Source organism: Streptomyces sp. NPDC023481, assembly GCF_055560195.1.
In genome coordinates this window covers 493,387-518,931 of the sequence record NZ_JBVHJE010000001.1, presented here as the reverse complement: position 1 = coordinate 518,931, position 25,545 = coordinate 493,387, and the positions used below count along the sequence as shown (strand labels likewise).

Sequence of the window (25,545 nt, the reverse complement as noted above, 5' to 3'; positions counted from 1 at the left end):
CGTACGGTCCGCGATCCTTCACGATACGTGCCGGAGGCAACCCCGCATCGAGAGATGACGGATTCTCACGCGCCGAAGAGGCGCCCGGTGCCTACGACTTCGGCGTGAAGGTCTCCGTCAACGTCTTCCAGGTGTCCTCGCGCAGACCGCTGTGCCAGTCGGCGTCCTTCGCGGTGTACATCATCCCGTAGCCGAGACGGCCGTTCACCACGAACCCGCGGTCGATCGACCGGTACCGGGTGCCGCCGTCGACGTAGGTGAACTCCCAGTCGGCGGTGTTCCAGCCGCGGTAGCCGACCTTCTCGATACGGATCCGGTGGTACTGGGAGCGCACCATGTCGTGCTCCTGGTTCCTCCAGTCCGCCACCGGGTCGCTCTTGGGAGTGCTCGTCCATCCGAGGAGCAGCCTCTGCCCGTCGGGGCCGGTGTAGCGGTCGCCGGCGGCTCCGGTGGACTGGTACTTCCACCCCTTGGGCAGCCCGATCGAGTAGCCCTGGGGGGCCTTGCGCGTCGAGACCGCCGGGGCGGCGCCGTCGCCCTTCGACCCGGAGCCGCCAGACGCGTCGGAGCCGGAGGCGGAGGCGGAGCCGTCGGCGGACGGGCTCGCCCCGGCCTCCCCCGTGCCCTGCGAGCCGGAGCCGTCCCGCGGGGTCGACGACGACGTCCCGTCCGTCCGCTTCCCGGTGTCCGTGCCGCTCCCCCCGTTCTTGTCCCGCTTGGTGGACGCACTGGCGCTGCTCACCGCCCTGGCGCCGCTCTTGTCGCCCTTGCCGTCGTCGCCGCCCAGGGTGAGGGCCAGCACGGTTCCGAGCACCGCGAGGACGACGACCACGGCGATGACGATGAGCGTGCGCCGGGGCACCACGTCGGTCAGCGGCGCCCTCGGCACCGGTCGCGGCGGCAGGTCCAGGTCCGGCGGCGGCACCACGGGCCAGCCGGAACCGGTCTTCTTCGCGCCGGAGCCGGCCGCACCGGAGACACCGGCGGCACGGGAGGCACCGGACACGGGCGTCCCGGGCCGCGCGGCGGACCCGGCTCCCGGCGCCGTCGGAGCGGCGGGCGCTGCGGGCGCGGCGGGCCGCGTCCCACCGGACACCGCGCCCCCGGTGCCCGGCGTGCCGCCGCCCGCACCCGGGGCGGCCGGCTCGCCGCCGCCCTTGATCCGCGCCGCCGCCGCGCCGGTGGCCAGCGCGGCCGCCTTGCGGACCGACCGCAGCGCGCCGCGCCGCTTCTCCCCGCTCTCCTCGCCGCGTTCGCCCTCCGGGCCGCCGGGCTGCGCGGGCAGCGGGACCACCCGCGTGGCGTCCATCGGCTCCGGCTCGGGCGCGTGTATCACCGCGTTGAGCATGGCCCGGGCCCCGGCGTCGTCGAGCCGCTTGGCCGGGTCCTTCGACAGCAGGCCGTAGATGACGTCCCGGAGCGGTCCCGCGTTCTTGGGCTCCTCCAGCGGCTCGGTCATCACCGCGGTGAGCGTGGCGATCGCCGAGCCCTTGTCGTACGGCGGCGTGCCCTCGACCGCCGCGTACAGCAGACCGCCGAGCGACCAGAGGTCGGCCGCCGGGCCCGGCTTGTGGCCGCGGGCCCGCTCCGGCGAGATGTAGGAGGGGGCGCCGACGAGCATGCCGGTGGAGGTGATGGACGGGTCGCCCTCGACCTGCGCGATACCGAAGTCGGTGAGCACGACCCGGCCGTCCTCGGCGATGAGCACGTTGGACGGCTTCACGTCCCGGTGCAGGATGCCCTCCCGGTGCGCGGAGCGCAGCACGTCGAGGATGGCGAGCCCCACCTCGGCGGCGCGCTTCGGCTCCAGCACGCCGTCCTCGCGGATGACCTCGGCCAGGGACTTGCCCTCGACCAACTCCATGACGATCCACGGCCGGTCGTCCTCGTCGACCACGTCGAAGACCGTCACCGCGCTGTTGTTGCGGATCCGGGCGATCGCCTTGGCCTCGCGCAGGGTGCGCGTGATCAGGCGCCGCTTCTCCTCGTCGTCGATGTTCGACGGGAACCGCAGCTCCTTGACGGCGACCGTCCGGTCCAGGGTCTCGTCCTCGGCCCGCCAGACCGTGCCCATGCCGCCCCGGCCCAGCACGTCTCCCAGCCGGTACCGCCCGGCGAGGAGACGCCGCGCGCTCTTGTCCTGACGAGTCTCCTGACGAGATGTTCCCGCCCGCTCCGCCTCCGACATGCGTCCCCTCATACAACCCGCCCTGACAGAGCCTCCATTGTCTCTCACCCGGCAAGTGCCCGGCGCCCAGGGTGTCCCGGCCCCCGGCCCACCCCCCGCGGCCCCCGAGCCCTGCTGAAGTGGCCGTTCCGCTTATCGGGATGATGGGTCGTAAGAAGGGAGGAACCGGGATGCCGACCCTTCGGACAGTCCTGCCCATACCGGTGTGTCCGGCGCTGCCGCCGGCCCCGGCCGCCGCGGACCCGGTCGCGCGGCACCGCTCGCCCGTGCCGGCGGGCCGGGCGGCTCACAGCGGCACGATGTCCGGCGCCCCCAGCCTCGCCGCGTCCGCCGTCTGGTCGTCCGGCTGGAGTTGGGACTCGCGCTCGGCCTCCACGCGCTTTTCGTAGTGCTCGACCTCGCGCTCGATCTGGCCCTTGTCCCAGCCGAGGACCGGTGCCATCAGCTCGGCGGCCTCGCGGGCGCTGCGGGTGCCGCGGTCGAAGGTCTCGATGGAGATGCGGGTGCGGCGGGTGAGGACGTCGTCCAGGTGGCGGGCGCCCTCGTGCGAGGCGGCGTACACCACCTCGGCGCGCAGGTAGTCGTCGGCGGCGTGCAGCGGCTCGCCGAGCGCGGGGTCGGCGGCGACGAGGTCGAGGACCTCCTCGGCCAGGGAGCCGTACCGGTTCAGCAGGTGTTCCACGCGGACGACGTGCAGTCCGGTGCGGGCGGCGATGCGCGCCCGCGCGTTCCACAGCGCCTGGTAGCCCTCCGCGCCGATCAGCGGGGTCTCCTCGGTCACGCAGTCGGCGACGCGCATGTCCAGGCCGTGCACCGCCTCGTCCACGGCGTCCTTGGCCATCACCCGGTACGTCGTGTACTTGCCGCCCGCCACGACCACCAGCCCCGGCGCCGGATGGGCGACCGTGTGCTCGCGGGACAGCTTGCTGGTGGCGTCGGACTCGCCGGCCAGCAGCGGGCGCAGCCCCGCGTACACCCCCTGGACGTCGTCGCGGCCGAGCGGCACGGCCAGCACCGAGTTGACGTGTTCCAGCAGGTAGTCGATGTCGGCGCTGGACGCGGCCGGGTGGGCCTTGTCCAGGTCCCATCCGGTGTCGGTGGTGCCGACGATCCAGTGCCGGCCCCAGGGGATGACGAACAGGACGGACTTCTCGGTGCGCAGGATCAGGCCGGTGGTGGAGTGGATGCGGTCCTTGGGCACGACCAGGTGGATGCCCTTGGAGGCGCGGACGTGGAACTGCCCGCGCTCGCCCACCATGGCCTGCGTGTCGTCGGTCCACACGCCGGTGGCGTTGACGACCTGCTGGGCGCGGATCTCGTACTCCCCGCCGCCCTCGACGTCCTGCACCCGGGCGCCGACGACCCGTTCGCCCTCGCGCAGGAAACCGGTCACGCGCGCGCGGTTGGCCACCTTCGCGCCGTAGGACGCGGCCGTGCGCACCAGGGTGGTCACGAAGCGGGCGTCGTCCATCTGGGCGTCGTAGTACTGCAGGGCGCCGACCAGGGCGTCCTTCTTCAGGCAGGGGGCCACGCGCAGGGCGTGACGGCGGGTCAGGTGACGGTGCAGGGGCAGGCCCCTGCCGTGGCCGCGGGCCATCGACATCGCGTCGTAGAGCGCGACGCCCGAGCCGGCGTACAGCCGCTCCCAGCCCTTGTGCTGGAGCGGGTAGAGGAACGGGACCGGTTTGACCAGGTGCGGGGCGAGCCGCTCCAGCAGCAGGCCGCGCTCCTTGAGGGCCTCGCGGACCAGGGCGAAGTCGAGCATCTCCAGATAGCGCAGGCCGCCGTGTATCAGCTTGCTGGACCGGCTGGAGGTGCCGGAGGCCCAGTCGCGGGCCTCGACCAGGCCGGTGGACAGGCCGCGTGTGACGGCGTCCAGCGCGGTGCCGGCGCCCACCACTCCGCCGCCGACCACCAGCACGTCCAGCTCGCGCTCCGCCATCGCCGCCAGTGCCTCGGCGCGCTGCGCCGGCCCCAGAGTCGCTGTCCTCACCGCTGCCTCCCGCTGTCGCAACACTCACTCGCGTCGGCCGCACCCGGCGGGCGAAGCCCGGTTCATCCCCTCCTCATGCCCAAATTCTGACGGTGTTGTCCGGCCACGGCCACCACGGGCTCCCCACCTGTGGACAACTCACGCACAACCCTTGGGAAGACACACAAACACAATCACACATAACGGTCATATGTGTACCTAGTCTGGCAGTGCACTCGCTCATGCTGTCCACAGCGGTTGCGCACCTGTCCCGCTTCGGTTACTGGGAAGGACGGCCCACGCCATGCCCGCAGACCTCGCCGTCATCGGACTCGGTCCCTACGGCTTGCCGCTCGCCCAGGCCGCCGTCGCCGCCGGTGTCTCCACCGTCGGCTATGCCACCGGCCCCGAGGTCGGCTCCCTCAGCCCGGCGGAGCTGCGCCGGATGCACTCCGCCGGTTTCCGGCCCCTGAGCGACCCGGCCCAGCTCGGCCGGGTGCGCACCGCGGTGATCTGCGCGCCCACCCCGTGCGGCACCGACGGCGCCCTCGACCTCGGCCAGGTCGAGGCGGCGGCCCGCACGCTGGCCGCGCGGCTGCGCCCGCACACCACGGTCATCCTGGAGTCGCCGGTGCTCCCGGGGACGACGGAGGACTTCCTGCGTCCGCTGCTGGAGGAGGGCTCGGGGCTGCGCGCGGGCCGCGACTTCCACCTCGCCTACTCCCCCAGCCGGGTCGACCCCGGCAGCCGGGACCGCACGCCCGCCGGCACCCCCAAGGTGATCGGCGGCCTCACCCCCGCCTGCACCGAGTCGGCCGCCACCTTCTACGGCCGGCTCACCGACAAGGTCGTCCGCGCGCGCGGGCTGCGCGAGGCGGAGACCGTGCAGTTGCTGGAGACCAACTACCGGCACGTCAACATCGCGCTCGTCAACGAGATGGCCGTCCTCTGCCACGAGCTGGGCGTGGACCTGTGGGACGTCATCCGCTGTGCGGAGACCAAGCCCTTCGGCTTCCAGGCGTTCCGGCCCGGCCCCGGCGTCGGCGGGCACGGCGCGGCGCAGGACCTGACGGGGCACGCGACCCGCACCCTGCGCATGGTCGAGCTGGCGCAGCAGGTCAACAACCGGATGCCCCGGTACGTCGTCCAGCGCGCGGCCACGCTGCTGAACGAACACGGCAAGTCCGCGCGCGGGGCCCGGGTGCTGCTGCTCGGCGTCAGCTACAAGCCCGACATCGCCGACCTGCAGGGCACTCCGGCCCAGGAGATCACCGTACGGCTGAGAGGGCTGGGCGCGGACGTGACCTACCACGACCCGTACGTGCCCGCGTGGAGCGTCCAGGACAAACCGGTGGAGCGGGTGGACTCGCTGTACGAGGCCGCCGCCGACGCCGACCTCACGATCCTGCTCCAGCAGCACCGCACGTACGACCTCCAGGGCCTGTCGGTGAAGGCCCAGCTGCTGTTGGACACCCGGGGCGCCACGCCCACGGGGGCGGCGCACCGGCTGTGAAGGGGGCGCGCGGGCACGCGAAGGGCCGGCCACCCCCGCTCGGGGTGCCCGGCCCTCAGGGCGTCGCCGGCCGTGGCCGCGCCGGTGGTCAGCGCCGGTGCTGGCTGTCCGCGACCGTCACCTCGACGCGCTGGAACTCCTTCAGCTCGCTGTAGCCGGTGGTGGCCATGGCGCGGCGCAGGGCGCCGAAGAAGTTCATCGAGCCGTCCGGGGTGTGGGACGGGCCGGTGAGGATCTCCTCGATGGTGCCGACCGTACCGAGGTCGACCTTCTTGCCGCGCGGCAGCTCCTCGTTGACCGCCTCCATGCCCCAGTGATGGCCCTTGCCGGGCGCGTCCGTGCCACGGGCCAGCGGGGAGCCCATCATGACCGCGTCGGCGCCGCAGGCGATCGCCTTGGGCAGGTCGCCGGACCAGCCGACGCCGCCGTCGGCGATCACGTGCACGTACCGCCCGCCGGACTCGTCCATGTAGTCCCGGCGGGCCGCGGCCACGTCGGCGACGGCCGTGGCCATCGGGACCTGGATGCCGAGCACGTTGCGCGTGGTGTGCGCGGCGCCGCCGCCGAAGCCGACGAGCACGCCCGCGGCGCCCGTCCGCATCAGGTGCAGGGCCGCCGTGTAGGTGGCGCAGCCGCCGACGATCACCGGGACGTCCAGCTCGTAGATGAACTGCTTCAGGTTCAGCGGCTCGTGCGAGGACGACACGTGCTCCGCCGAGACCGTCGTACCCCGGATGACGAAGATGTCCACGCCCGCGTCCACGACCGCCTTGGAGAACTGGGCGGTGCGCTGCGGGGAGAGCGCGGCGGCGGTGACCACGCCGGAGTCGCGGACCTCCTTGATGCGGGCGCCGATCAGCTCCTCCTTGATGGGCGCCGCGTAGATCTCCTGGAGGCGGCGGGTCGCCTGCTCGGCGGGCAGCTCGGCGATCTCGTCCAGCAGCGGCTGCGGGTCCTCGTGCCGCGTCCACAGGCCTTCGAGGTTGAGCACGCCGAGGCCGCCCAGCTCGCCGATGCGGATCGCGGTGGCCGGGGAGACCACGGAGTCCATGGGGGCGGCCAGGAAGGGCAGCTCGAAGCGGTAGGCGTCGATCTGCCAGGCGATCGAGACCTCCTTCGGGTCCCGCGTACGGCGGCTGGGGACGACGGCGATGTCGTCGAAGGCGTACGCCCTGCGGCCGCGCTTGCCGCGCCCGATCTCGATCTCAGTCACGTTGGTGGCCTTTCCCTATGCGTTGCAGCGCCTTCCAGTATCGCCGACGGGTACGACAAGGGCGGCCCCGGATGTTCCGGGGCCGCCCTTCACCGCCTTCACGCGCGCGTGGCGGCGCGCGTGTGCTACCCGAGGACTACCGCTTGCTGCTGTAGTTCGGCGCCTCGACCGTCATCTGGATGTCGTGCGGGTGGCTCTCCTTGAGGCCCGCCGAGGTGATCCGCACGAAGCGGCCGTTCGCCTGGAGGTCGGGCACGGTCCGGCCGCCGACGTAGAACATCGACTGGCGCAGGCCGCCGACCAGCTGGTGGACGACGGAGGACAGCGGGCCGCGGTAGGGCACCTGGCCCTCGATGCCCTCGGGGATCAGCTGCTCGTCGGAGGCGACGCCCTCCTGGAAGTAGCGGTCCTTGGAGAACGACCTGCGGTCGCCGCGGGTCTGCATGGCGCCGAGCGAGCCCATGCCGCGGTACGACTTGAACTGCTTGCCGTTGATGAAGAGCAGCTCGCCCGGGGACTCCTCGCAGCCCGCGAGCAGCGAGCCGAGCATCACCGTGTCGGCGCCCGCGACCAGGGCCTTGGCGATGTCGCCGGAGTACTGCAGGCCACCGTCGCCGATGACCGGGACACCGGCGTCCCTGGCGGCGAGCGCGGCCTCGTAGATCGCGGTGACCTGGGGGACGCCGACGCCGGCGACCACGCGGGTCGTGCAGATGGAGCCCGGTCCGACACCGACCTTGATGCCGTCGGCGCCCGCGTCGACCAGGGCCTGGGCGCCGTCGCGGGTGGCGACGTTGCCGCCGATGACGTCGACGCCCGACGAGTTCGACTTGATCTTGGCGATCATGTCGCCGACCAGCCGGGAGTGGCCGTGCGCGGTGTCCACGACGATGAAGTCGACGCCCGCCTCGATCAGGGCCTGGGCGCGCTCGAAGGCGTCACCGGCGACACCGACCGCGGCGCCGACCAGCAGGCGGCCCTCGGCGTCCTTGGCGGCGTTCGGGTACTTCTCCGCCTTGACGAAGTCCTTGACCGTGATCAGGCCCTTGAGGACGCCCTCGTCGTCGACCAGCGGCAGCTTCTCGATCTTGTGCTTGCGCAGCAGCTCCATGGCCTCCGGGCCGGAGATGCCGACCTTGCCGGTGACCAGCGGCATCGGGGTCATGACCTCGTGCACGCGGCGGCTGCGGTCGCTCTCGAAGGCCATGTCCCGGTTGGTGACGATGCCGAGCAGCTTCTTGTCGCCGTCGGTCACCGGGACGCCGCTGATGCGGAACCTGCCGCACAGCGCGTCGGCCTCGGCGAGCGTGGCCTCCGGGTGGATGGTGATCGGGTCGGTGACCATGCCGGACTCGGAGCGCTTCACCAGGTCGACCTGGTTGGCCTGGTCCTCGATGGAGAGGTTGCGGTGCAGGACGCCGACGCCGCCCTGACGGGCCATCGCGATCGCCATGCGGGACTCGGTCACCTTGTCCATGGCGGCGGACAGCAGCGGGATGTTGACCCGCACGTTCTTCGAGACGTGCGAGGCGGTGTCGATCTCGTCGGGTGCCATGTCCGACGCGCCCGGCAACAGCAGCACGTCGTCGTAGGTCAGCCCGAGTGTCGCGAATTTACCGGGCACTCCGTCGACGTTGGCAGTCATGACACCTTCCCAAATGGCCTTGCTCGGTGCGGATGTCCATGCTAACGGGAAGCATCGCTAGCAAATTCCACGGTAGGGGGTCGCTTCAGGCTTCGTATGTTCGTACGGAAACGACGGCGGGCCCGTTCAGCGCCGGAGTGACGACGGCTCCGCGCAGGGCGGTTACTGCTCGGCGAGCGCCCTCAGGCGGCTCAGGGCCCGGTGCTGGGCCACGCGGACCGCACCGGGTGACATTCCCAACATCTGTCCGGTCTCCTCCGCGGTCAAGCCCACGGCGATACGCAGCAGGAGCAGCTCGCGCTGGTTCTCGGGCAGGTTGGCCAGCAGTTTCTTGGCCCACTCGGCGTCGCTGCTGAGCAGGGCGCGCTCCTCGGGGCCGAGGGAGTCGTCGGGCCGCTCGGGCATCTCGTCGGACGGCACCGCGGTCGACCCGGGGTGGCGCATCGCCGCGCGCTGCAGGTCGGCGACCTTGTGGGAGGCGATGGCGAAGACGAACGCCTCGAAGGGGCGGCCGGTGTCCCGGTAGCGGGGCAGGGCGAGGAGGACGGCCACGCAGACCTCCTGGGCGAGGTCCTCCACGAAGTGGCGCGCGTCGCCGGGGAGCCGGGACAGCCGGGTGCGGCAGTAGCGCAACGCCAGCGGGTGGACGTGGGCGAGCAGATCGTGCGTGGCCTGCTCGTCCCCGTCGACGGCGCGATGTACGAGCGCACCGATCGCCCCGTGGGCCGTGCCCGCCTCGTCGTCGCGCATCGGTCCATGGTGCCCTGCGGCCGTCCGGTCCGTCGCATCGTGCTCGTGGTTGTGCACCGAAGCGTTATGAGCAGGTGCGCCGGCACTCATTCCCTGCGCCCTCCCCTTCCGCTCGACCGACTCGTCCCCGAGAGACTCCACATCTCAAGGATGCGGCATCCGCGCCGAAACAAGCAGCGCGCGTCCGGCGGGCCGCCTTGCACGGGCCCCTCCGGGGGCTCGCGGGGGTGGTGCGTGTGCTACCGGAGCACGGGGGCGCACGACGGGGACGGCGGGGCCCGGGCGCCGGCGGGCCGGTGTGTACGGCGCTGCCGTACGACCCGGCCGGTCCCGTCGCCCTGCCCTTCGACCAGCCCGGCGGCTCGGCCGGAGCCCGCCGCCACGCGGGCCTTCACCGGCGAGCCGGCCCCCCGCTCCGCCGGCCGCCGCGCACCGGGGCCCGACCGGACGGTCCCCCGTGTCAGGCGGCCCGCAGGGCCCCGCGCCGGGTCAGCGGACCAGTCCCCAGCGGAAGCCGAGGGCCACCGCGTGGGCCCGGTCCGAGGCGCCGAGCTTCTTGAACAGGCGCCGGGCGTGCGTCTTGACGGTGTCCTCGGAGAGGAACAGCTCGCGGCCGATCTCGGCGTTCGAGCGGCCGTGGCTCATGCCCTCCAGGACCTGGATCTCGCGCGCGGTGAGCGTGGGCGCTGCGCCCATCTCGGCCGAGCGCAGGCGGCGTGGGGCGAGCCGCCAGGTCGGGTCGGCGAGGGCCTGCGTCACCGTGGCGCGCAGTTCCGCGCGCGAGGCGTCCTTGTGCAGGTAGCCACGCGCGCCGGCGGCGACCGCGAGGGCCACGCCGTCGAGGTCCTCGGCGACGGTGAGCATGATGATGCGTGCGCCGGGGTCGGCCGACAGCAGCCGGCGCACGGTCTCGACGCCGCCCAGGCCGGGCATGCGCACGTCCATCAGAATGAGGTCCGAGCGGTCGGCGCCCCAGCGGCGGAGGACTTCCTCGCCGTTGGCCGCCGTCGTCACGCGCTCGACACCGGGCACGGTCGCTACCGCGCGGCGCAGTGCTTCTCGGGCAAGCGGGGAGTCGTCGCAGACGAGGACGGATGTCATGACCGCCCTCCGCAGCTGATGCGCGTCACCTTGAGCCTCCAGGCTGGTACGGAATCGTCACCTGTGCGGTCGACCGTCTCGGACGCCTGCCCGAGCGCTTGTGTTTTCAACCGCCTCCGCACTCTCAACGACGGTCACTCGAAAGAGTTACGGGGCCGCGTGCCGTCTTCGGCACTCTATGTGAGGGGGTCGACACGGTGCAGACATGCCCGTCGGACTCTCAACTTTTCATCACAACCTATGCCCCATTTGGCCCATTTTCTTCCCGTTTCGTAGTGTCCGGGGCTAGATTCGCAATGAGTCATATTTTCATCTCCTTAGACCGGAGATGTACGGTCGTTGGCACCGTATCCGCCCAGAACGGCGACAAGGGGTCACGTAATGGCAGATTTCTCCCGCCTTCCCGGACCGAACGCGGACCTGTGGGACTGGCAGCTGCTCGCAGCCTGCCGCGGGGTGGACAGCTCGCTCTTCTTCCACCCGGAGGGCGAGCGCGGGGCGGCTCGGAGCGCTCGCGAGAACTCGGCCAAAGAGGTCTGCATGAGGTGCCCGGTCCGTGCGGAGTGCGCGGCGCACGCGCTGGCGGTGCGCGAGCCGTACGGGGTCTGGGGCGGACTGACCGAGGACGAGCGTGAGGAGTTGATGGGGCGGGCGCGCAACCGCCTGGTGGCGGCGACGACCACCAGCGGGGATCCCGCCTCGGATCACTGAAGGAACGTTTTTTCATCCGTTTCATCCCTTCGAACCACGACCGGGCACGCTCGCGCGTGCCCGTGCCCGTTCCGCGTGACCCCACTCCGCGTGACCCCGCTCCGCGTGACCCTTGGCCGCGCCGGCTCCGGGGCCCTCTCGTCGGACCTAGCCGCGCCCGCCCGGACGCGCCGCCCGGGCCAGCTGCTCCAGCGTCGCCGACACGGCCGGCACCTGTGCCAGGTCGGGCAGGGTGAGGGCGACGATCTCGCGCCGTACCGCCGGTTCCAGCCGTACCATGCGCACGCCCCGGGGCCGCACCGACTCCACGGCCAGCTGGGGCAGTACGGCGACGCCGAGCCCCGCGCCGACCAGGCCGACGACGGCCGGATAGTCGTCGGTGGCGAAGTCGATGCGCGGGGTGAATCCGGCCCCCTCGCACACCTCGATCAGCTGGCCGCGGCAGCGTGGGCAGCCCGCGATCCAGGGCTCCCGGGCCAGTTCGCCGATCGCGACGGCCTCCGCGCGCGCGAGCCGGTGCCGTTCGGGCACCAGGGCGACCAGGCGGTCGGTCAGCAGGGGGCGTACGACGAGGTCGTCCCAGTCCTCGGCGACCGCCGCGCCCTCGTAGCGGAAGGCCAGGGCCAGGTCGCAGTCGCCCTCGCGGAGCAGTTCGACGGACCGCGGGGGCTCCGCCTCCTCCAGGAAGACCCGGGTGCCGGGGTGGGCGGCGCGCAGGGCGGCCAGGGCCGTGGGGACCAGCGTGGAGCTGCCGCTGGGGAAGGAGACCAGCCGGACCCGGCCCGCGCGCAGCCCGGCGATGGCGGCGACCTCCTCCTCGGCGGCGGTGAGCCCGGCGAGGATGCCGGAGGCGTGCCGGACCAGGGCCTCGCCGGCCTGGGTGAGGCGCATCTCGCGGCCGGTGCGGACCAGCAGCGGGGTGCCGACCGAGGTCTCCAGGGCCTTCATCTGCTGGCTGACGGCCGGCTGGGTGCAGCCCAGTTGGCGGCCCGCGGCGGAGAAGGAGCCGGTGGTGGCGACGGCGCGCAGGACGCGGAGATGACGGGCCTCGATCACCCCTTGAGCATAAGGCAGCCTTGGGTGTGTCGCCCGATCACGCGTCGACACTTTGGGTCCCGATCACTTACCGTGCCGACATGAAGCTTCTCTCCGTCAATCTGGGCCGCCCACGGCAGGTCTCCTACACGAGCCAGCCGGAGGGGCTGACCGGCATCGACAAGCGCCCGGCCGACGGGCCCGTGCGCGTGGCGGCGCCGGGGCCCAAGGGGATCGCCGGGAGCGGGCTCGCCGGGGACGCGGTGTGCCACCGGCGCTTCCACGGCGGGGACGACCAGGCGGTGTACGCGTACGCCCGCGAGGACCTCGACGGGTGGGAGGGCGAACTCGGGCGGCCGCTGGCCAACGGCTCCTTCGGCGAGAACCTGACGACGGAGGGCCTGGACGTCTCCGGGGCGCTGATCGGCGAGCGCTGGCGGATCGGGTCCGAGGTGGTGCTGGAGGTGACCTCGGGCCGCGTCCCGTGCAACACGTTCCAGGGCCATCTGGGCGAGCGCGGCTGGCTCAGGAGGTTCACACGGAAGGGCGCAACGGGTGCCTACCTCCGGGTGATCGAACCCGGTGAGATCCGGGCCGGCGATCCGGTCGAGATCGTGCACCGGCCGGACCACGGGATCACGGCGGAGATGCAGTTCCGCGCGGTCACCACCGAGCGGGAGCTGCTGCCCCGGCTGCTCGCGGCGGGCGAGGCCCTGCACACGGAGACGCTGGCACGGGCCCGGGCGTACGTGGCGGAGCACGGGGCCTGAGCGGCCATCAGGAGACCAACCGGACGGGGCGAGCCGGTCAGCGGGGGCGATAGGTGCCGGTCACTACCCTTGCGCCATGACAACGTCTCTGATTACGGGATCGACGGCGGGGATCGGTGCCGCGTTCGCGCGCCGGCTGGCGGCGGACGGGCACGACCTGGTGCTGGTGGCCCGGGACACCGGGCGGCTGCACGAGCAGGCCACGGAACTGCACGACCGCCACGGCATCGAGGTGGAGGTGCTGACCGCCGACCTGTCCGCCGACAAGGGCATCGAGGCGGTCGCCGGCCGGCTCGGCGACCGGAGGAACCCGGTCGACCTGTTGGTCAACAACGCCGGCTTCGGCCTCAAGGGCCGCTATCTGGACGTGCCCATGGCGGACGAGCTGGCGATGCTGAAGGTGCACTGCGAGGCGGTGCTGCGCCTGACGTCGGCGGCGGCCGAGGCGATGCGCGAGCGCGGCCGGGGCGGGGTGGTGAACGTCGCCTCGGTGGCCGCGTTCCTGCCGCGCGGCACGTACGGCGCCTCCAAGGCGTGGGTGGTGCAGTTCACCCAGGGCGCGGCGAAGGACCTGGCGGGCAGCGGGGTCCGGCTGATGGCGCTGTGCCCGGGCTTCGTGCGCACCGAGTTCCACCAGCGCGCCGGGATGGGCACGGACAACATCCCGGGCTGGATGTGGCTGGACGCCGACAAGCTGGTCGCGGCGGCCCTGGCCGATCTCGCGCGCGGCAGGACGCTGTCCATCCCCGATCCCCGGTACAAGGCGCTGATGGGTCTGGTGAAGGTGGCCCCGCGCGGGCTGCTGGGCGGGATCACCTCCCGGACCGGGCGTAAGTACGGGCCGCGGTAGCGGCGGGTGGCGCCGCCGTCCCGGTGGGAAAATGGGCGGGACGGTACCGGGCCAGGGGGGCCGGAGGCGACGCCATGACCTTCGTACAGCTCATCGAGTGCAGGACGAGCCGGCTGGACGAGATGAACCGGCTCATGGACGACTGGGTCGAGCAGACCAAGGGGAAGCGGACGGCGACGCACGCGGTGGTCGGCACGGACCGCTCCGACGCGTCGCACGTCGTGGAACTGGTGGAGTTCCCGTCGTACGAGGACGCGATGCGGAACTCGAACCTCCCGGAGACCGACCGGATCTTCCGGGGGCTGGTCGCGCTGTGCGACGAGTTGCCGACCTTCGTCGACCTGGACGTCGTACGGGACGAGAGCCTGATGGTGGACACGGTCCGGCGGTTCTTCGAGGCGCTCGCGGTCCCGGGCGAGCTGCCGCCGCTCAACGACCTGCTGGACGAGGACGTCCACAGCCACGACCCGGTGAACCCGCAGGACACCTTGGGGCTGGACAACGCCCGCGCGGAGTTCCGGATGTGGCGCGGCGGCTTCGACTTCGCGTTCACGGTCGAGGACGTGATCGCCCAGGGCGGGCGTGCGTGCGCGCGCTGGACGTGGCGCGCGACGCACACGGGCGACTTCCTGGGGATCGCGCCCACCGGCAGGCGGGTCACCATGACGGGGATGACCCTGTTCCGGTTCGCCGACGGCGGCAAGATCGCCGAGATCTGGTGGCAGCACGACCAGCTGGGGCTGATGCAGCAGCTCGGCGCGCTGGACGCGCTGGAGCGGTAGGGCGCGGGAAGAGGAGCGGGCAAGCGGGCGCAGAGGGACGGTCCACAGCCGACCGCCCCTCCGTCGCACCGTTCAGCCGCGCGCGGCCATCCGTACGAACGCCGCCCACTCATCGGCGCCCACGGAGAGAAACGCTTCCTCCGGCCGCTTGGAGTCACGGACCAGCACGGCCGTACCCGCGGCCGCGACCTCGACGCAGTCGCCGCCATTGCCCGCGCTGTAGCTGCTCCTGAACCAGCTCAGCTCGCCGACAGCAGGCTCGGGGCTGACTTCCTTCATAGCTCTCCCAACAGCTTCTCGATGAAGGCCAGCGACTCACGAGGAGTCAGCGCCTGTGCTCGGAGAACGCCATACGTCGCTTCGAGCGGACTGACCTTCTTCGGCTCCGCGTACAGGGCGCTCACGTCCTGCACCTCCATGTAGGCCATCCTGCGCCCTCTGGGCGAGTGGATCAATGTGAACGGCCCCGCCAGTCCGGCATGTTCCTCCCGCGAGAGCGGCATGACCTGCATCTCGACATTGCGTTGATGGCCGTAGATGAGAAGCTGCTCAAGTTGGCCGCGCCAGACTTCCTGACCGCCCAACGGTCGGCGGAGCACATTCTCGTCGATGACGAAGCTCAGGAGCGGAGCAGGTCGGCGCGAAAAGAGCTTCTGCCTTTCCATGCGGGCGGACACTCCTTGTTCGATCGACTCCTCGCTGAGCAGCGGGCGCCACATCTGGAACACGGCCCGCGCGTACTCCTCCGTCTGCAGGAGTCCCTTGACCACATGGCTGATGTACGCGTGCAGTTCGACAGCCTCCGCCTCCACCTGCACGTACCGCCGGAAGAACGACGGATACCGCGCCTTGGCCACCTCCTCCTTCATGGCCACCAGGACGCCCCGCGCCCCCACCGCCCGGTCCACCGCGTCGATCAGCTCCGGCTTGGGAATGCGCCGCCCCTGCTCCACCGCCGCGATCTGCGCCTCGCCGTACCCGACCAGGCTCCCCAGCTGCGGCTGGGTCAGCCCGGCCGCCTCCCTCAGCAGCTTCATCTGCCGGCCGAAGCAGCGCAGGAACTCGACGTTCGAGTCCGGCTCGGCGCCCCCCGTACCCGCATCGGCACCCGTATCCATGGCTGCACAGTAGGACGCCCGTGCGCCAACCACGCCCCAGAAGGCACAAGTTGCCTCGTGTGAGTGAAATCCGGCGGCCGGTGAGCGGACCGGTCGGCCCGGGACTCGCTCCCGACAACCCCCACACCGGGCCGCCATACCCCTACAGCCTGCGGCCGTAGAGCCGTTTCTCCTGGTCAGGCGTGTCTGGGAACGAGAACCTCGGGCGCATGACCACCCCTCCCCACAGCACCCACGGGCCGGGCCCCGGGACCGGCTTCACGTTGCGGTTCACGGCGACCCCGCGCGGCGCCCGTCTCGCCCGGCGCCTCGCCTCCCAGCAGATGGACGCCTGGGGCTGGCCCTACGGGACGCCGGTGCACGACACGGTCGAGCTGATCGTCGCCGAGCTGGCCGCCAACGCCGTCACTCACGGACGGGTCCCCGGACGAGATGCCGAGCTGCGGTTGAGCGCCGAGGCGGGACGGGTGCGGGTGGAGGTGAGCGACACCCGCGGGGAGCGCCTGCCCGTCGCCCGGGGCGCCCCGGCCGACGGGGACGGTGGCCGCGGTCTCCTCCTGGTCGCGGCACTCGCCAAGGAGTGGGGCACGGCACCCCGGGCCGGCGCGCCCGGCAAGACCGTGTGGGCCGTCGTGTCCGGTGAGGCGCGCTGACGAAGACGCATGGTGTCCGGTACCCCCGCGGGGGTACCGGGCACCATGGCTCAGTTCAGGTCAATACCGAGCTCAGTGGGCGTGACCGTGGCCGTGGCCCGCCGCGGCCGGCTCCTCTTCTTCCTTCTTCTCGACGACCAGGGTCTCGGTCGTGAGCAGCAGGGAGGCGATGGAGGCGGCGTTCTCCAGGGCGGAGCGGGTGACCTTGACCGGGTCGATGACGCCGGCCTTGATCAGGTCGCCGTACTCGCCGGTGGCGGCGTTGTAGCCCTGTCCCTTGTCCAGGTCCTTGACCTTGGACACGATGACGTAGCCCTCCTGGCCGGCGTTCTCGCCGATCCAGCGCAGCGGCTCGACCACGGCGTTGCGGACGACCGCGACACCGGTGGCCTCGTCGCCGGTCTTGTCGAGGTTGCCCTCGAGGACCTTGGAGGAGTGGACCAGGGCGGAGCCACCACCGGAGACGATGCCCTCCTCGACCGCGGCGCGGGTCGCGGAGATGGCGTCCTCCAGACGGTGCTTCTTCTCCTTCAGCTCCACCTCGGTGGCGGCGCCGACCTTGATCACGCACACGCCGCCGGCCAGCTTCGCGAGGCGCTCCTGGAGCTTCTCGCGGTCCCAGTCGGAGTCGGTGTTCTCGATCTCGGCCTTGATCTGGGCGACCCGGCCCTGGACGTCGGCGGAGTTGCCGGCGCCGTCCACGATGGTGGTGTCGTCCTTGGTGACCGTCACGCGGCGGGCGGAGCCCAGCACGTCAAGGCCGACCTGGTCGAGCTTGAGGCCGACCTCCTCGGAGATGACCGTGGCGCCGGTGAGGACCGCCATGTCCTGCAGCATCGCCTTGCGGCGGTCGCCGAAGCCGGGGGCCTTCACCGCGACGGCGTTGAAGGTGCCGCGGATCTTGTTGACGACGAGGGTCGACAGGGCCTCGCCCTCCAGGTCCTCGGCGATGATCAGCAGCGGCTTGGAGGAGCCGGCCTGGATGACCTTCTCCAGCAGCGGCAGCAGCTCCGTGATGGCGGAGATCTTGCCCTGGTGGATGAGGATGTACGGGTCCTCCAGGACGGCCTCCATGCGCTCCTGGTCCGTCACGAAGTACGGCGACAGGTAGCCCTTGTCGAAGGCCATGCCCTCGGTGAAGTCCAGCTCCAGACCGAAGGTGTTGGACTCCTCGACGGTGATGACACCGTCCTTGCCGACCTTGTCCATGGCCTCGGCGATCAGCTCGCCGACCTGCTGGTCCTGGGCGGACAGCGCGGCGACGGCGGCGATGTCGGACTTCTCGTCGATCGGGCGGGCCGAGGCGAGCAGGTCCTCGGAGACGGCCTTGACCGCGGCGTCGATGCCCTTCTTCAGGGCGGCCGGGGAGGCACCGGCGGCGACGTTCTTCAGACCCTCGCGGACCAGCGCCTGGGCGAGGACGGTGGCGGTGGTGGTGCCGTCACCCGCGATGTCGTTGGTCTTGGTCGCCACCTCCTTCACCAGCTGGGCGCCGAGGTTCTCGTACGGGTCCTCGATCTCGACCTCGCGGGCGATCGTGACACCGTCGTTGGTGATGGTGGGGGCGCCGAACTTCTTGTCGATGACGACGTTGCGGCCGCGGGGGCCGATCGTCACCTTCACCGTGTCGGCAAGCTTGTTGACGCCGCGCTCAAGGGCGCGACGGGCGTCCTCGTCGAACTTCAGGATCTTCGCCATGGCAGCGGGAGCCCTCTCGGGAATCTGTGGGTGAAAAACGCAGCGCCCCGGGCGCCCGGCTTCTTATCGGATGCGGGGGCCAGGGGCGCTGCTCAAGCAGAGAGTTGCTTGAGGTGATTACTTCTCGATGATCGCGAGCACGTCGCGAGCCGAGAGGACGAGGTACTCGTCGCCGTTGTACTTCACCTCGGTGCCGCCGTACTTGCTGTACAGGACGACGTCGCCGACCTTGACGTCGAGCGGCAGACGCTCGCCGTTCTCGAAGCGGCCCGGGCCCACGGCGAGGACGGCGCCCTCCTGGGGCTTCTCCTTCGCGGTGTCCGGGATGACCAGGCCAGAGGCGGTGGTCTGCTCGGCGTCGAGCGGCTGGACCACGATGCGGTCCTCGAGCGGCTTGATGGCAACCTTGGAGCTGGTGGTCGTCACGATCCGACCTCCCCCTTCGGAGATCTCACGGGGTTAACTGTCTGAGGTGGCGACCAGGTCGATCCGTCGTCGCGGGTGCCGGACCTGCCCGTCGCGTTTGTCTGGCACTCTCCAGGGGGGAGTGCCAGACCCGAGACTATGACCGGGATTAGCACTCGGTCAAGCGGAGTGCCAATTGCCGTGTGGCGCGTCGGCCGCGAGCGGTGCGCGGGTGCCCGGCGGACCGGCGCGGCGGGCCGGTGGGCGGCGGCCGGTGATCGGTGGGCGGCGGGCCGGTGGTCAGAGGTAGTCCTCCAGGCGCCCCACGGTCAGGCCCCTCTCCTGGGCGTTCCTGACCACCCGGACCGCGCGTTCTCGCAGCGGGGGGCCCGTCGACTCGTCCGGGCCCATCAGGACGATGTCGCCGGGGCGCAGGTGGTGGGGGCCGTGGGTGTAGGTGAGGCCGGCCGGGGTGAGGGCGGCGCGCCACAGAACGAGGGTGGAGATGCCGCAGCCGGCCGCGGCGCGCCGGGTGGTGCGGTCGTAGGAGCCGTAGGGCGGGCGGAAGAGGCGCGGGGTGACGCCGAGGCGGGCGCGCAGGCGGCTCTGCTGGCCGCAGATCTCGGCGCGCTGGCCGGCGTACGGCAGCCCGGCCGGCGCCCGGTGGTCGACGGTGTGGTTCTCGATGCCGGCGCCGAGCGCGCGCAGGCGGGCGAAATAGCCGTAGCCGGGGGCGGCGACGCTGTCCGTGAGGAAGAGGGTGACCGGGAGCCGCAGGTCGCGGACCATGCCGACGAAGCGGGGGTCGCGTTCGGCGCCGTCGTCGTAGGTGAGGAAGACGACCGGGTCGCGGGTGCGGACGTGGTCGACCACCGGGGGCAGGGCGGCGGCCCCCGAGTGCTCGGCGAGCGGGCGGGTGGGGTGCACCGGCAGGCGGACGAGCGGCCGGGCCAGGCCCCAGTGCCGGTAGCCGGGGCCGGGCGCGGTGGCGTGCGGGCGTACCCCTTCGGCGGCCTTCTCGCCGAGGCGTTCGATGGGGTCGACCGACGGGGCGCACCCCGCCAGGAGCAGGGCCGGGGCGAGGACCGCGGCCGGGCCCCGCAGGCGCCTCACAGGTAGTCCTCCAGGCGGGCCACGGCGTAGCCCTCGCGCGTGACCTTGTCCAGGAAGCGCCGCATGTCGTCCACCATCGTGCCGTTCCAGTCGTTCCGGCCGCGGAAGTGGGTGAGGACGATGTCGCCGGGGTGCAGGCTGCGGTCCCAGTCGCGGTACTCCCAGTGGTCGACGAAGACCTCCTCGTCCCAGATGGGCGCGTACTTGATCCCGCAGGACTTGGCGGCGCGCAGGGTGTCGCCGTTGTAGTTGCCGTACGGCGGCCGGAGCACGGTGGGCGCCTTGCCGAACTGCTTCTTCATGACGGCCTGCATGCCGCAGATCTCGTCCTTCTGCTCCTCGTAGGTGAGCCCGGGCAGGTAGGGGTGGGTGAGGGTGTGGTTGTTGAGGGTCACGCCCTGGGCCTGCATCCGGCGGAAGTAGCCGTAGTCGTCCTTGACGAGGTAGTTGCTGAGGAAGGCCGAGTACGGCACCTTCAGCTCGCTCATCATGCGCAGGAACGCCGGGTCCTTCTCGGCGCCGTCGTCGATGGTGAGGAAGACGATCCGCTGCTTGGTGGGGATCGTGGTGAAGACCGGCGGGAGGTTCTCCTCCTCCTGGCCGTCCACCTCGAAGCCGTCGCGCGGGGTGATCTTCGGCTTCCTCGCCGGGGGCGCGGGGGGTGTGAGGGGGGCGCGGTCCAGGCCCCAGCGCCGGGCGGCGGCGGCCAGCCGGGCGCGTTCGACGGCCGCCCGGGTCCGGGGGTCCATGGCGTGGGCGGGGGCGGGGGCACCGTGGCCGGTGGCGGGTTCGGTACCGCCGGCGCAGCCGGAGACGAGGGCGGCGGCGGTCAGGGTGAGAGCCGCGGAGCCGACGACCGCCTTCCGGGAGGTGCTCACGGCCGTCTTCCGGCAGGCGCTCACGGCCGTCCTCCGGGCGGTGCTCGCGGCGCGCCCCGCCCGCTTTTTGTCATTTTGTAGTACTTCTCGCATGGCGTCGGATCCTCCCAGACCCCCGCCCCCGTTCCCGGCCGACACCGCCGCCGCCGGGCACACCATCCACCGACTGGCCCACAATGACCCGGTGAACGACCTCGCTCTGCTCCTCAGCCCCGAAGGCCGCGCCCTCCTCGACGAGGTGCGGGACACCGAGCCCGCCCGGGAACTGGCCGTGGCCACCCGGCTGCGCCGCGACCACCCGGCCGAGCTGGTCTCGGCCGCGCTCGGCCAGGCCCGGTTGCGGCAGCGGGCGGTGGCGAAGTTCGGGGCGCGGGACGCCGGGCGGATGTTCTTCACGCCCCACGGGGTCGAGCAGTCCACCCGGGCGAGCGTGGCGGCGTACCGGGCCGGGCGGCTGCGGGAGCTGGGTGTGACCTCGGTCGCCGACCTGTGCTGCGGGATCGGCGGGGACGCGATCGCGCTGGCCCGGGCCGGGATCCGGGTGCTGGCCGTGGACAGGGACCCGCTCACGGCGGCGGTGGCCCGGGCGAACGCCGAGGCGCTGGGGCTGGCCGGACTGATCGAGGTCCGCGAGGCCGATGTCACGGAGGTGGACACCGCCGGGTACGACGCGGTGTTCGTGGACCCGGCGCGCCGGGGCGGGCGCGGCCGGGTGTTCGACCCGGAGGCGTACTCGCCGCCGCTGTCCTGGGCGGTCGGGGCCGCGCTCGCCGCGCCCCGGGCCGCGCTGAAGATCGCGCCGGGCATCCCGCACGAGGTGGTCCCGGCGGCGGCCGAGGCCGAGTGGATCTCCGACGGCGGGGACGTGAAGGAGGCGGTGCTGTGGTTCGGGACGGGCGCGCCGGGCGCCGTACGGGCCACGCTGCTGCCCGGCCCGCGCACCCTGTCCGGCCGCGGGCTGCCCGATCCCGCGGTACGGCCGGTGGGGCGCTACCTGTACGAGCCGGACGGTGCCGTGATCCGCGCCCACCTGGTCGCCGAGGTGGCCGAGGAGGTCGGCGGCGGGCTGCTGGACCCGACCATCGCCTACGTCACCGCCGACGAGCCGCGGCCCACGCCGTACGCCACCGGATACGAGATCACCGACCGGCTGCCGTTCAACGTCAAGAAGCTGAAGGCGCTGCTGCGGCAGCGCGAGGTCGGGGTGCTGACCGTGAAGAAGCGCGGCTCGGCGGTGGAACCGGAGGAGCTGCGCCGCAAGGTACGGCCGCAGGGGCCGAACGCGGCCACCGTGTTCCTCACCCGGGTCGCCGGGGCGCCGACGATGCTGATCGGCCACCCGCTGGGCTGACACCGGCGCGCTTCCCCGACGCCGGCAGGCTCTGCCGTGCGGGCGGCCGGTCGGCTGCTTCAGCGCGTAGCGCACCGCAGCAGACCGGCCGGTCAGCCGGAGGGTCGTGCGGATCAGCGCAGGGACGCCCAGAGCCGGCTCGCCCGCGGCTCCTCGGCGACGACCCGGTTGGGGTCGGAGGGGGCCGTGACGACGGGCATGGTGACCGTCCGCACCCGGTCGGCGGTCAGGCCGTGCAGGCTGCGGCCGAGGCTCATCAGCTCGCTCAGGGAGTCCAGGCCGGTGTCGGTGGTGAGGCTCGCGGTGACGGCGTCGGCGACCCGGTACAGCCGGGCCGGGTCGGTGAGCAGGCCGGCGCCCGAGAGCTGCTCCAACAGGTCCTTGACGAGCGCCTGTTGCAACCCTATGCGGCCGAGGTCGCTGCCGTCGCCTATGCCGTGCCGGGTGCGGGCGAGGGCCAGGGCCTGCTTGCCGTCGAGGTGGTGGGTACCGGCCCGGAGGTGCAGATGGCTCTGGTCGTCGTCGATGTCCTCGGTGGTGGTGACGTCGACCCCGCCGAGCGCGTCGACCAGCTTCGCGAAGCCGGAGAAGTCGATCTCCAGGTAGTGGTCCACACGGACGCCGGTGAGCGACTCGACGGTCTTCACCGCGCACACCGGACCGCCCACCGCGTAGGCGCTGTTGAACATCGTGCCGTACGCCGGTGCCGTGCTGCCGCCGTCGGGCAGCGGGCAGGACGGGCGGGTGACGAGGGTGTCGCGGGGGATGCTGACGACGGTGGCCCTCGTACGGCCCGCGTCGAGGTGCACGACCATCGCGGTGTCGGAGCGGGCGCCGCCGCTGTCCCCGCCGCCCAGCTCCTGGTTGGCCCTGCCGCTGCGCGAGTCGGAGCCGAGGATCAGGATGTTCAGGGAGCCGGTGGGCAGCGGGGAGGCGCCGGCGGACGGGGTGAGCAGGGCACCGGCCGGACGGTCGTCGCCGAGCGCGCCGTCGATGTCGACGCTTCGGATGTTGCGGTCGAGGTGCCGGTAGGCCCAGCCGGCCGCCGCCGCGGCCAGCACGAGGGTGCCGGCCAGGGTGAGGCCGGCGATCCGCAGTGCTCTCGGTCGCCGGCCCGTCCGTCTGCCCGTGCCGCCCGGCTCCTCCCGCTCCCCTTGCCCCTCTTGCTCCGTGTGTCGCGTCACGACAGGAACGTAAGTCCGAATGATGAGCGGACTGTTAGCGGAAGCCGTCCGAATCGGTTTTCTTCGGGAATTCTCATCCCAGCGTCACGACGGGCACCGGATTGCTCCCGTTCCAGGACCCGTTGAACCCGAAGGTCACCGAACCGCCGTCCGGGACCGAGCCGTTGTAGGGGGCGTTGGCGCAGGAGACGGCCGCGGCGGACTGGGTGCAGGTGGCGTTCCAGGCCTGGGTGAGCTGCTGGCCGGCGCCGTAGCTCCAGTTCACCTTCCACGCGGACAGGGAGGCGCCGGAGCAGGAGATCCTCACCTGGCCGGTGAAGCCGGTGTTCCACTGGCTGGTGACGGTGTAGGCGGCGGTGCAGCCGCCGTTGCCCGGCGGCGGGGTGGTGGTGGAACCGCCGAGCGCCTCCGCGATGCCGTAGTACGCCGGTTTCGGCTGGAGGTTCTCGTCGTACGGCGTCGCCGCCCCGTACCCGGGGAAGGTGCCCGGCACCCAGGAGTCGGCGTCGGTGAAGCCCCAGACGGTGATGTTGACGCACCGGGACACGGCCGCGCAGGCGGCCACCACGGACTTGAAGTCGGCTGCCTGCTGGGCGAGTTTGGCGCTGTCGGCGGGCAGCTGCATCCGTACGTCCAGCTCGGTGATCGCCACGTCGACGCCGAGGTCGGCGAAACGCTGGATGTTCTGCTGGAGCGTCGACGGCACCTGGCCGAGGATCAGATGGGCCTGGAGACCGACGCCGTCGATGGGAACGCCCTGCTGCTTCAGGGACCTGACGAGGTTGTACAGGGCGGTGGACTTCGCGCCCACGCCCTCCACGTTGTAGTCGTTGATGTACAGCTTCGCGTCCGGGTCGGCCGCGTGCGCCCAGGTCAGAGCGTTGGCGATATAGCCGGAGCCGAGGGCGTTGTACCAGAGGCCGGAGCGGTAGGTGCCGTCCTCGTTGAAGGGTTCGTTCACGACGTCCCAGGCGGCGATCTTCCCCTTGTAGCGGCCGACCTCGGTGCTGATGTGGTTCTGCAGCAGGCCGCCCAGCTGGGCGGGGGTCCAGCTGCCGTTCGTCAGCCAGCTCGGGTTCTGGCTGTGCCAGACCAGGGTGTGGCCGCGTACCTGCTGGTGGTGGGCCTGGGCGAAGGCCACGATCTGGTCGGCCTCGGTCCAGTCGAAGCTGCCCCGGACCGGCTCGACGCTCCCCCACTTCATGGCGTTGCCAGGGGTGAGGGAGCTGAACTGGGTGCCGGTGACGTCGCCGTAGCCGCCGGTGAGCTTGGAACCGGTGACGGCCGTGCCGACGATCTTGCCCTTCGCCGCGCCGAGGTCGCGCAGCGGGGTGTCGGCCGCGTGCGCGGTTGCGGTGGACAGGCCGACGGCGGCGACGAGCGCGGCCAGCACGGCGCACAGGGAGGATCTCATGACGGGCCTCCGAAAGTTTCGGTCGAGAAACCGATTGACTGCGGAGCAGTGTGGGGTGGCCCCCCGCCCCCGTCAATACGAATGCCCGACCCGCCGGGGCCGCCGCCGTGCGCGTGCCGCTACGCCCCCGCAGGCGCTGCGGTGCTGGACCGGACCACCAGGCTCGTCGCCAGCTCCACCCGCGTCGCCGCCCGGTCCTCCTGCGCCCGCCCCAGCTCCAGCACCAGCCGGGCCGCGGCCTCCGCCATCTCCGTGAGCGGCTGCCGCACGGTCGTCAGCGGCGGCCCCACCCAGCGCGCCACCGGCAGATCGTCGAAGCCGACCACGCTCAGGTCCTCCGGGATGCGCAGGCCCAGTTCGCGGGCGGCCTCGTACAGGCCGAGCGCCTGCAGGTCGTTGCCGGCGAAGACGGCGGTGGGCCGGTCCGGGCGGCGCAGCAGCTCCAGGCCCAGGCGGTAGCCGGCGTCGTGGTGGAAGTCGCCGGCCGCGACGAGCGAGGGGTCGACCGGCAGTCCGGCCGTCTCCAGGGCGGCCCGGTAGCCGTCCACCCGGGCCCGGCTGCACATCATCCGGGACGGCCCGCTGATCGCGCCGATCCGGGTGTGCCCGAGGTCGACCAGGTGGCGGGTGGCGGCGAGCCCGCCCTGCCAGTTGGTGGCGCCGATGGACGGCACGTCCGGGCCCGGGTCGCCGGCCGGGTCCATGACCACGAACGGGATGGACCGGCTCGTCAGCAGCGCCCGCTGGGACTCGTCGAGCCCGGACAGCACCAGCACCACGCCGTGCGGGCGGCGGGCGGCGACCTGGTCGGCCCAGGTCCGGCCCGGGGTGAGCCGGCCCGCCGACTCGGAGAGCACCACGCTCAGCCCGGCGTCCCGGGCGACGTTCTCCACGCCCCGGATGACCTCCAGCGCCCAGGCGCTCTCCAGCTCGTGGAAGACCAGGTCGATCAGGGGCGAGCGGGAGGCCTCGGCGCGCCGGCGCCGGTAGCCGTGGACGCGCAGCAGCTCCTCGACGCGGGTGCGGGTGGCGGGGGCGACGTCGGCACGGCCGTTGAGGACCTTCGAAACAGTCGGAGCGGAGACCCCGGCCTCCCGGGCGATCTCGGCGAGGGTCGCCGTCTGCGTTTCTGCGGGCTTCGAAGGCGTCATGCCCGCGATCGTATCCCCGCCGTACCTCTTGACGAAGGCCCTGGCGCGCC

Annotated in this window: 23 protein-coding genes; 7 read left to right on the top strand and 16 right to left on the bottom strand. The window is 72.2% G+C overall.

All coding sequences use genetic code 11. The features are described 5' to 3' along the window. Positions 1 to 91 precede the first annotated feature (91 nt). Together ACZ3ZD_RS02530 and ACZ3ZD_RS02525 are read right to left on the bottom strand one after the other, a co-directional pair. Positions 92 to 2,188, bottom strand: coding sequence for a serine/threonine-protein kinase (locus ACZ3ZD_RS02530; protein ID WP_467392634.1), 2,097 nt, complete (start codon positions 2,186 to 2,188; stop codon positions 92 to 94). Positions 2,189 to 2,474: 286 nt separating this feature from the next. Beyond that, positions 2,475 to 4,181, bottom strand: coding sequence for a glycerol-3-phosphate dehydrogenase/oxidase (locus tag ACZ3ZD_RS02525; protein WP_467392632.1), 1,707 nt, complete (start codon positions 4,179 to 4,181; stop codon positions 2,475 to 2,477). Positions 4,182 to 4,464: 283 nt separating this feature from the next. Here ACZ3ZD_RS02525 and ACZ3ZD_RS02520 point away from each other — a divergent pair, with 283 nt between their 5' ends. After that, the gene (locus ACZ3ZD_RS02520) at positions 4,465 to 5,673 is read left to right on the top strand and encodes a nucleotide sugar dehydrogenase (protein ID WP_467392630.1); all 1,209 of its coding nucleotides are present in this window, start codon (positions 4,465 to 4,467) and stop codon (positions 5,671 to 5,673) included. Between the two features lie 88 nt (positions 5,674 to 5,761). On the opposite strand, the gene ACZ3ZD_RS02515 is transcribed toward ACZ3ZD_RS02520, so the two are convergent. From ACZ3ZD_RS02515 to ACZ3ZD_RS02500, 4 genes are all read right to left on the bottom strand, one after another. Then, on the bottom strand, positions 5,762 to 6,886 hold the full coding sequence (locus ACZ3ZD_RS02515) for a GuaB3 family IMP dehydrogenase-related protein (RefSeq protein ID WP_030641283.1): 1,125 nt from the start codon (positions 6,884 to 6,886) through the stop codon (positions 5,762 to 5,764). A gap of 136 nt (positions 6,887 to 7,022) precedes the next feature. Further along, positions 7,023 to 8,531: an IMP dehydrogenase gene (gene guaB, locus ACZ3ZD_RS02510; RefSeq protein WP_467392628.1), complete on the bottom strand. Its 1,509-nt coding sequence runs from the start codon at positions 8,529 to 8,531 to the stop codon at positions 7,023 to 7,025. A gap of 162 nt (positions 8,532 to 8,693) precedes the next feature. Continuing rightward, complete coding sequence (locus ACZ3ZD_RS02505; RefSeq protein WP_030641278.1) at positions 8,694 to 9,281, bottom strand: sigma-70 family RNA polymerase sigma factor; 588 nt, start codon at positions 9,279 to 9,281, stop codon at positions 8,694 to 8,696. 489 nt (positions 9,282 to 9,770) lie between these two features. Continuing rightward, positions 9,771 to 10,382 (bottom strand): response regulator transcription factor, encoded by a 612-nt coding sequence (locus tag ACZ3ZD_RS02500; RefSeq protein ID WP_003948568.1) that lies wholly within the window; start codon positions 10,380 to 10,382, stop codon positions 9,771 to 9,773. Positions 10,383 to 10,763: 381 nt separating this feature from the next. On the opposite strand from ACZ3ZD_RS02500, the gene ACZ3ZD_RS02495 reads away from it, so the two are divergent. After that, positions 10,764 to 11,093, top strand: coding sequence for a WhiB family transcriptional regulator (locus tag ACZ3ZD_RS02495; protein WP_467392625.1), 330 nt, complete (start codon positions 10,764 to 10,766; stop codon positions 11,091 to 11,093). Positions 11,094 to 11,240: 147 nt separating this feature from the next. Here ACZ3ZD_RS02495 and ACZ3ZD_RS02490 read toward each other — a convergent pair whose 3' ends face one another. Beyond that, positions 11,241 to 12,149, bottom strand: coding sequence for a LysR family transcriptional regulator (locus ACZ3ZD_RS02490; RefSeq protein WP_467392624.1), 909 nt, complete (start codon positions 12,147 to 12,149; stop codon positions 11,241 to 11,243). A gap of 80 nt (positions 12,150 to 12,229) precedes the next feature. On the opposite strand from ACZ3ZD_RS02490, the gene ACZ3ZD_RS02485 reads away from it, so the two are divergent. The 3 genes from ACZ3ZD_RS02485 to ACZ3ZD_RS02475 all read left to right on the top strand — a co-directional run bounded on the left by ACZ3ZD_RS02485 (position 12,230) and on the right by ACZ3ZD_RS02475 (position 14,530). Next, positions 12,230 to 12,898, top strand: coding sequence for an MOSC domain-containing protein (locus tag ACZ3ZD_RS02485; RefSeq protein WP_467392623.1), 669 nt, complete (start codon positions 12,230 to 12,232; stop codon positions 12,896 to 12,898). A gap of 76 nt (positions 12,899 to 12,974) precedes the next feature. Next, entirely contained in the window at positions 12,975 to 13,748 is a 774-nt protein-coding gene (locus ACZ3ZD_RS02480) for an SDR family NAD(P)-dependent oxidoreductase (protein WP_467392621.1), read from the top strand. A gap of 74 nt (positions 13,749 to 13,822) precedes the next feature. After that, the gene (locus tag ACZ3ZD_RS02475; RefSeq protein WP_467392619.1) at positions 13,823 to 14,530 is read left to right on the top strand and encodes an ester cyclase; all 708 of its coding nucleotides are present in this window, start codon (positions 13,823 to 13,825) and stop codon (positions 14,528 to 14,530) included. Positions 14,531 to 14,602: 72 nt separating this feature from the next. Here the strand turns inward: ACZ3ZD_RS02475 and ACZ3ZD_RS02470 are convergent, their stop codons facing one another. Next, a complete protein-coding gene (locus tag ACZ3ZD_RS02470; protein ID WP_467392617.1) occupies positions 14,603 to 14,809 on the bottom strand; it encodes a DUF397 domain-containing protein in 207 nt (68 codons plus the stop codon). Beyond that, entirely contained in the window at positions 14,806 to 15,648 is an 843-nt protein-coding gene (locus tag ACZ3ZD_RS02465) for a helix-turn-helix domain-containing protein (RefSeq protein ID WP_467392615.1), read from the bottom strand. The genes ACZ3ZD_RS02470 and ACZ3ZD_RS02465 overlap by 4 nt, the downstream gene beginning before the upstream one ends. Positions 15,649 to 15,857: 209 nt before the next feature. On the opposite strand from ACZ3ZD_RS02465, the gene ACZ3ZD_RS02460 reads away from it, so the two are divergent. Next, positions 15,858 to 16,301, top strand: a complete 444-nt coding sequence (locus ACZ3ZD_RS02460; protein WP_467392613.1) for an ATP-binding protein — start codon at positions 15,858 to 15,860, stop codon at positions 16,299 to 16,301. A gap of 72 nt (positions 16,302 to 16,373) precedes the next feature. Here ACZ3ZD_RS02460 and groL read toward each other — a convergent pair whose 3' ends face one another. The 4 genes from groL to ACZ3ZD_RS02440 all read right to left on the bottom strand — a co-directional run bounded on the left by groL (position 16,374) and on the right by ACZ3ZD_RS02440 (position 20,488). Continuing rightward, positions 16,374 to 17,999 carry a chaperonin GroEL gene (gene groL / locus ACZ3ZD_RS02455; protein WP_467392611.1) on the bottom strand — a complete coding sequence of 542 codons (1,626 nt, stop codon included), beginning with the start codon at positions 17,997 to 17,999 and terminating at the stop codon, positions 16,374 to 16,376. A 117-nt stretch (positions 18,000 to 18,116) separates the two neighbouring features. Then, a complete protein-coding gene (gene groES, locus ACZ3ZD_RS02450; protein WP_066995800.1) occupies positions 18,117 to 18,425 on the bottom strand; it encodes a co-chaperone GroES in 309 nt (102 codons plus the stop codon). Positions 18,426 to 18,704: 279 nt separating this feature from the next. Then, positions 18,705 to 19,517, bottom strand: a complete 813-nt coding sequence (locus tag ACZ3ZD_RS02445; protein ID WP_467392609.1) for a polysaccharide deacetylase family protein — start codon at positions 19,515 to 19,517, stop codon at positions 18,705 to 18,707. Then, on the bottom strand, positions 19,514 to 20,488 hold the full coding sequence (locus ACZ3ZD_RS02440) for a polysaccharide deacetylase family protein (RefSeq protein WP_467392607.1): 975 nt from the start codon (positions 20,486 to 20,488) through the stop codon (positions 19,514 to 19,516). The genes ACZ3ZD_RS02445 and ACZ3ZD_RS02440 overlap by 4 nt, the downstream gene beginning before the upstream one ends. A gap of 91 nt (positions 20,489 to 20,579) precedes the next feature. Between ACZ3ZD_RS02440 and ACZ3ZD_RS02435 the strand changes: the two genes are divergently transcribed. Next, a complete protein-coding gene (locus ACZ3ZD_RS02435; RefSeq protein WP_467392605.1) occupies positions 20,580 to 21,746 on the top strand; it encodes a THUMP-like domain-containing protein in 1,167 nt (388 codons plus the stop codon). A 113-nt stretch (positions 21,747 to 21,859) separates the two neighbouring features. Here the strand turns inward: ACZ3ZD_RS02435 and ACZ3ZD_RS02430 are convergent, their stop codons facing one another. The 3 genes from ACZ3ZD_RS02430 to ACZ3ZD_RS02420 form a co-directional block, all read right to left on the bottom strand. Then, on the bottom strand, positions 21,860 to 22,930 hold the full coding sequence (locus ACZ3ZD_RS02430) for an LCP family protein (protein ID WP_467392603.1): 1,071 nt from the start codon (positions 22,928 to 22,930) through the stop codon (positions 21,860 to 21,862). Between the two features lie 73 nt (positions 22,931 to 23,003). After that, a complete protein-coding gene (locus ACZ3ZD_RS02425; RefSeq protein WP_467392601.1) occupies positions 23,004 to 24,344 on the bottom strand; it encodes an endo-1,4-beta-xylanase in 1,341 nt (446 codons plus the stop codon). 119 nt (positions 24,345 to 24,463) lie between these two features. Beyond that, positions 24,464 to 25,495, bottom strand: coding sequence for a LacI family DNA-binding transcriptional regulator (locus tag ACZ3ZD_RS02420; RefSeq protein WP_467392599.1), 1,032 nt, complete (start codon positions 25,493 to 25,495; stop codon positions 24,464 to 24,466). Between the last annotated feature and the right edge of the window lie 50 nt (positions 25,496 to 25,545).

Coding starts and splice junctions, on each gene's coding strand:
- ACZ3ZD_RS02530 (WP_467392634.1), bottom strand. CDS start 2,188: ATGTCGGAGGCGGAGCGGGCGGGAACATCTCGTCAGGAGACTCGTCAG.
- ACZ3ZD_RS02520 (WP_467392630.1), top strand. CDS start 4,465: ATGCCCGCAGACCTCGCCGTCATCGGACTCGGTCCCTACGGCTTGCCG.
- guaB (WP_467392628.1), bottom strand. CDS start 8,531: ATGACTGCCAACGTCGACGGAGTGCCCGGTAAATTCGCGACACTCGGG.
- ACZ3ZD_RS02505 (WP_030641278.1), bottom strand. CDS start 9,281: ATGCGCGACGACGAGGCGGGCACGGCCCACGGGGCGATCGGTGCGCTC.
- ACZ3ZD_RS02500 (WP_003948568.1), bottom strand. CDS start 10,382: ATGACATCCGTCCTCGTCTGCGACGACTCCCCGCTTGCCCGAGAAGCA.
- ACZ3ZD_RS02495 (WP_467392625.1), top strand. CDS start 10,764: ATGGCAGATTTCTCCCGCCTTCCCGGACCGAACGCGGACCTGTGGGAC.
- ACZ3ZD_RS02485 (WP_467392623.1), top strand. CDS start 12,230: ATGAAGCTTCTCTCCGTCAATCTGGGCCGCCCACGGCAGGTCTCCTAC.
- ACZ3ZD_RS02480 (WP_467392621.1), top strand. CDS start 12,975: ATGACAACGTCTCTGATTACGGGATCGACGGCGGGGATCGGTGCCGCG.
- ACZ3ZD_RS02475 (WP_467392619.1), top strand. CDS start 13,823: ATGACCTTCGTACAGCTCATCGAGTGCAGGACGAGCCGGCTGGACGAG.
- ACZ3ZD_RS02470 (WP_467392617.1), bottom strand. CDS start 14,809: ATGAAGGAAGTCAGCCCCGAGCCTGCTGTCGGCGAGCTGAGCTGGTTC.
- ACZ3ZD_RS02465 (WP_467392615.1), bottom strand. CDS start 15,648: ATGGATACGGGTGCCGATGCGGGTACGGGGGGCGCCGAGCCGGACTCG.
- ACZ3ZD_RS02460 (WP_467392613.1), top strand. CDS start 15,858: ATGACCACCCCTCCCCACAGCACCCACGGGCCGGGCCCCGGGACCGGC.
- groL (WP_467392611.1), bottom strand. CDS start 17,999: ATGGCGAAGATCCTGAAGTTCGACGAGGACGCCCGTCGCGCCCTTGAG.
- ACZ3ZD_RS02440 (WP_467392607.1), bottom strand. CDS start 20,488: ATGCGAGAAGTACTACAAAATGACAAAAAGCGGGCGGGGCGCGCCGCG.
- ACZ3ZD_RS02425 (WP_467392601.1), bottom strand. CDS start 24,344: ATGAGATCCTCCCTGTGCGCCGTGCTGGCCGCGCTCGTCGCCGCCGTC.
- ACZ3ZD_RS02420 (WP_467392599.1), bottom strand. CDS start 25,495: ATGACGCCTTCGAAGCCCGCAGAAACGCAGACGGCGACCCTCGCCGAG.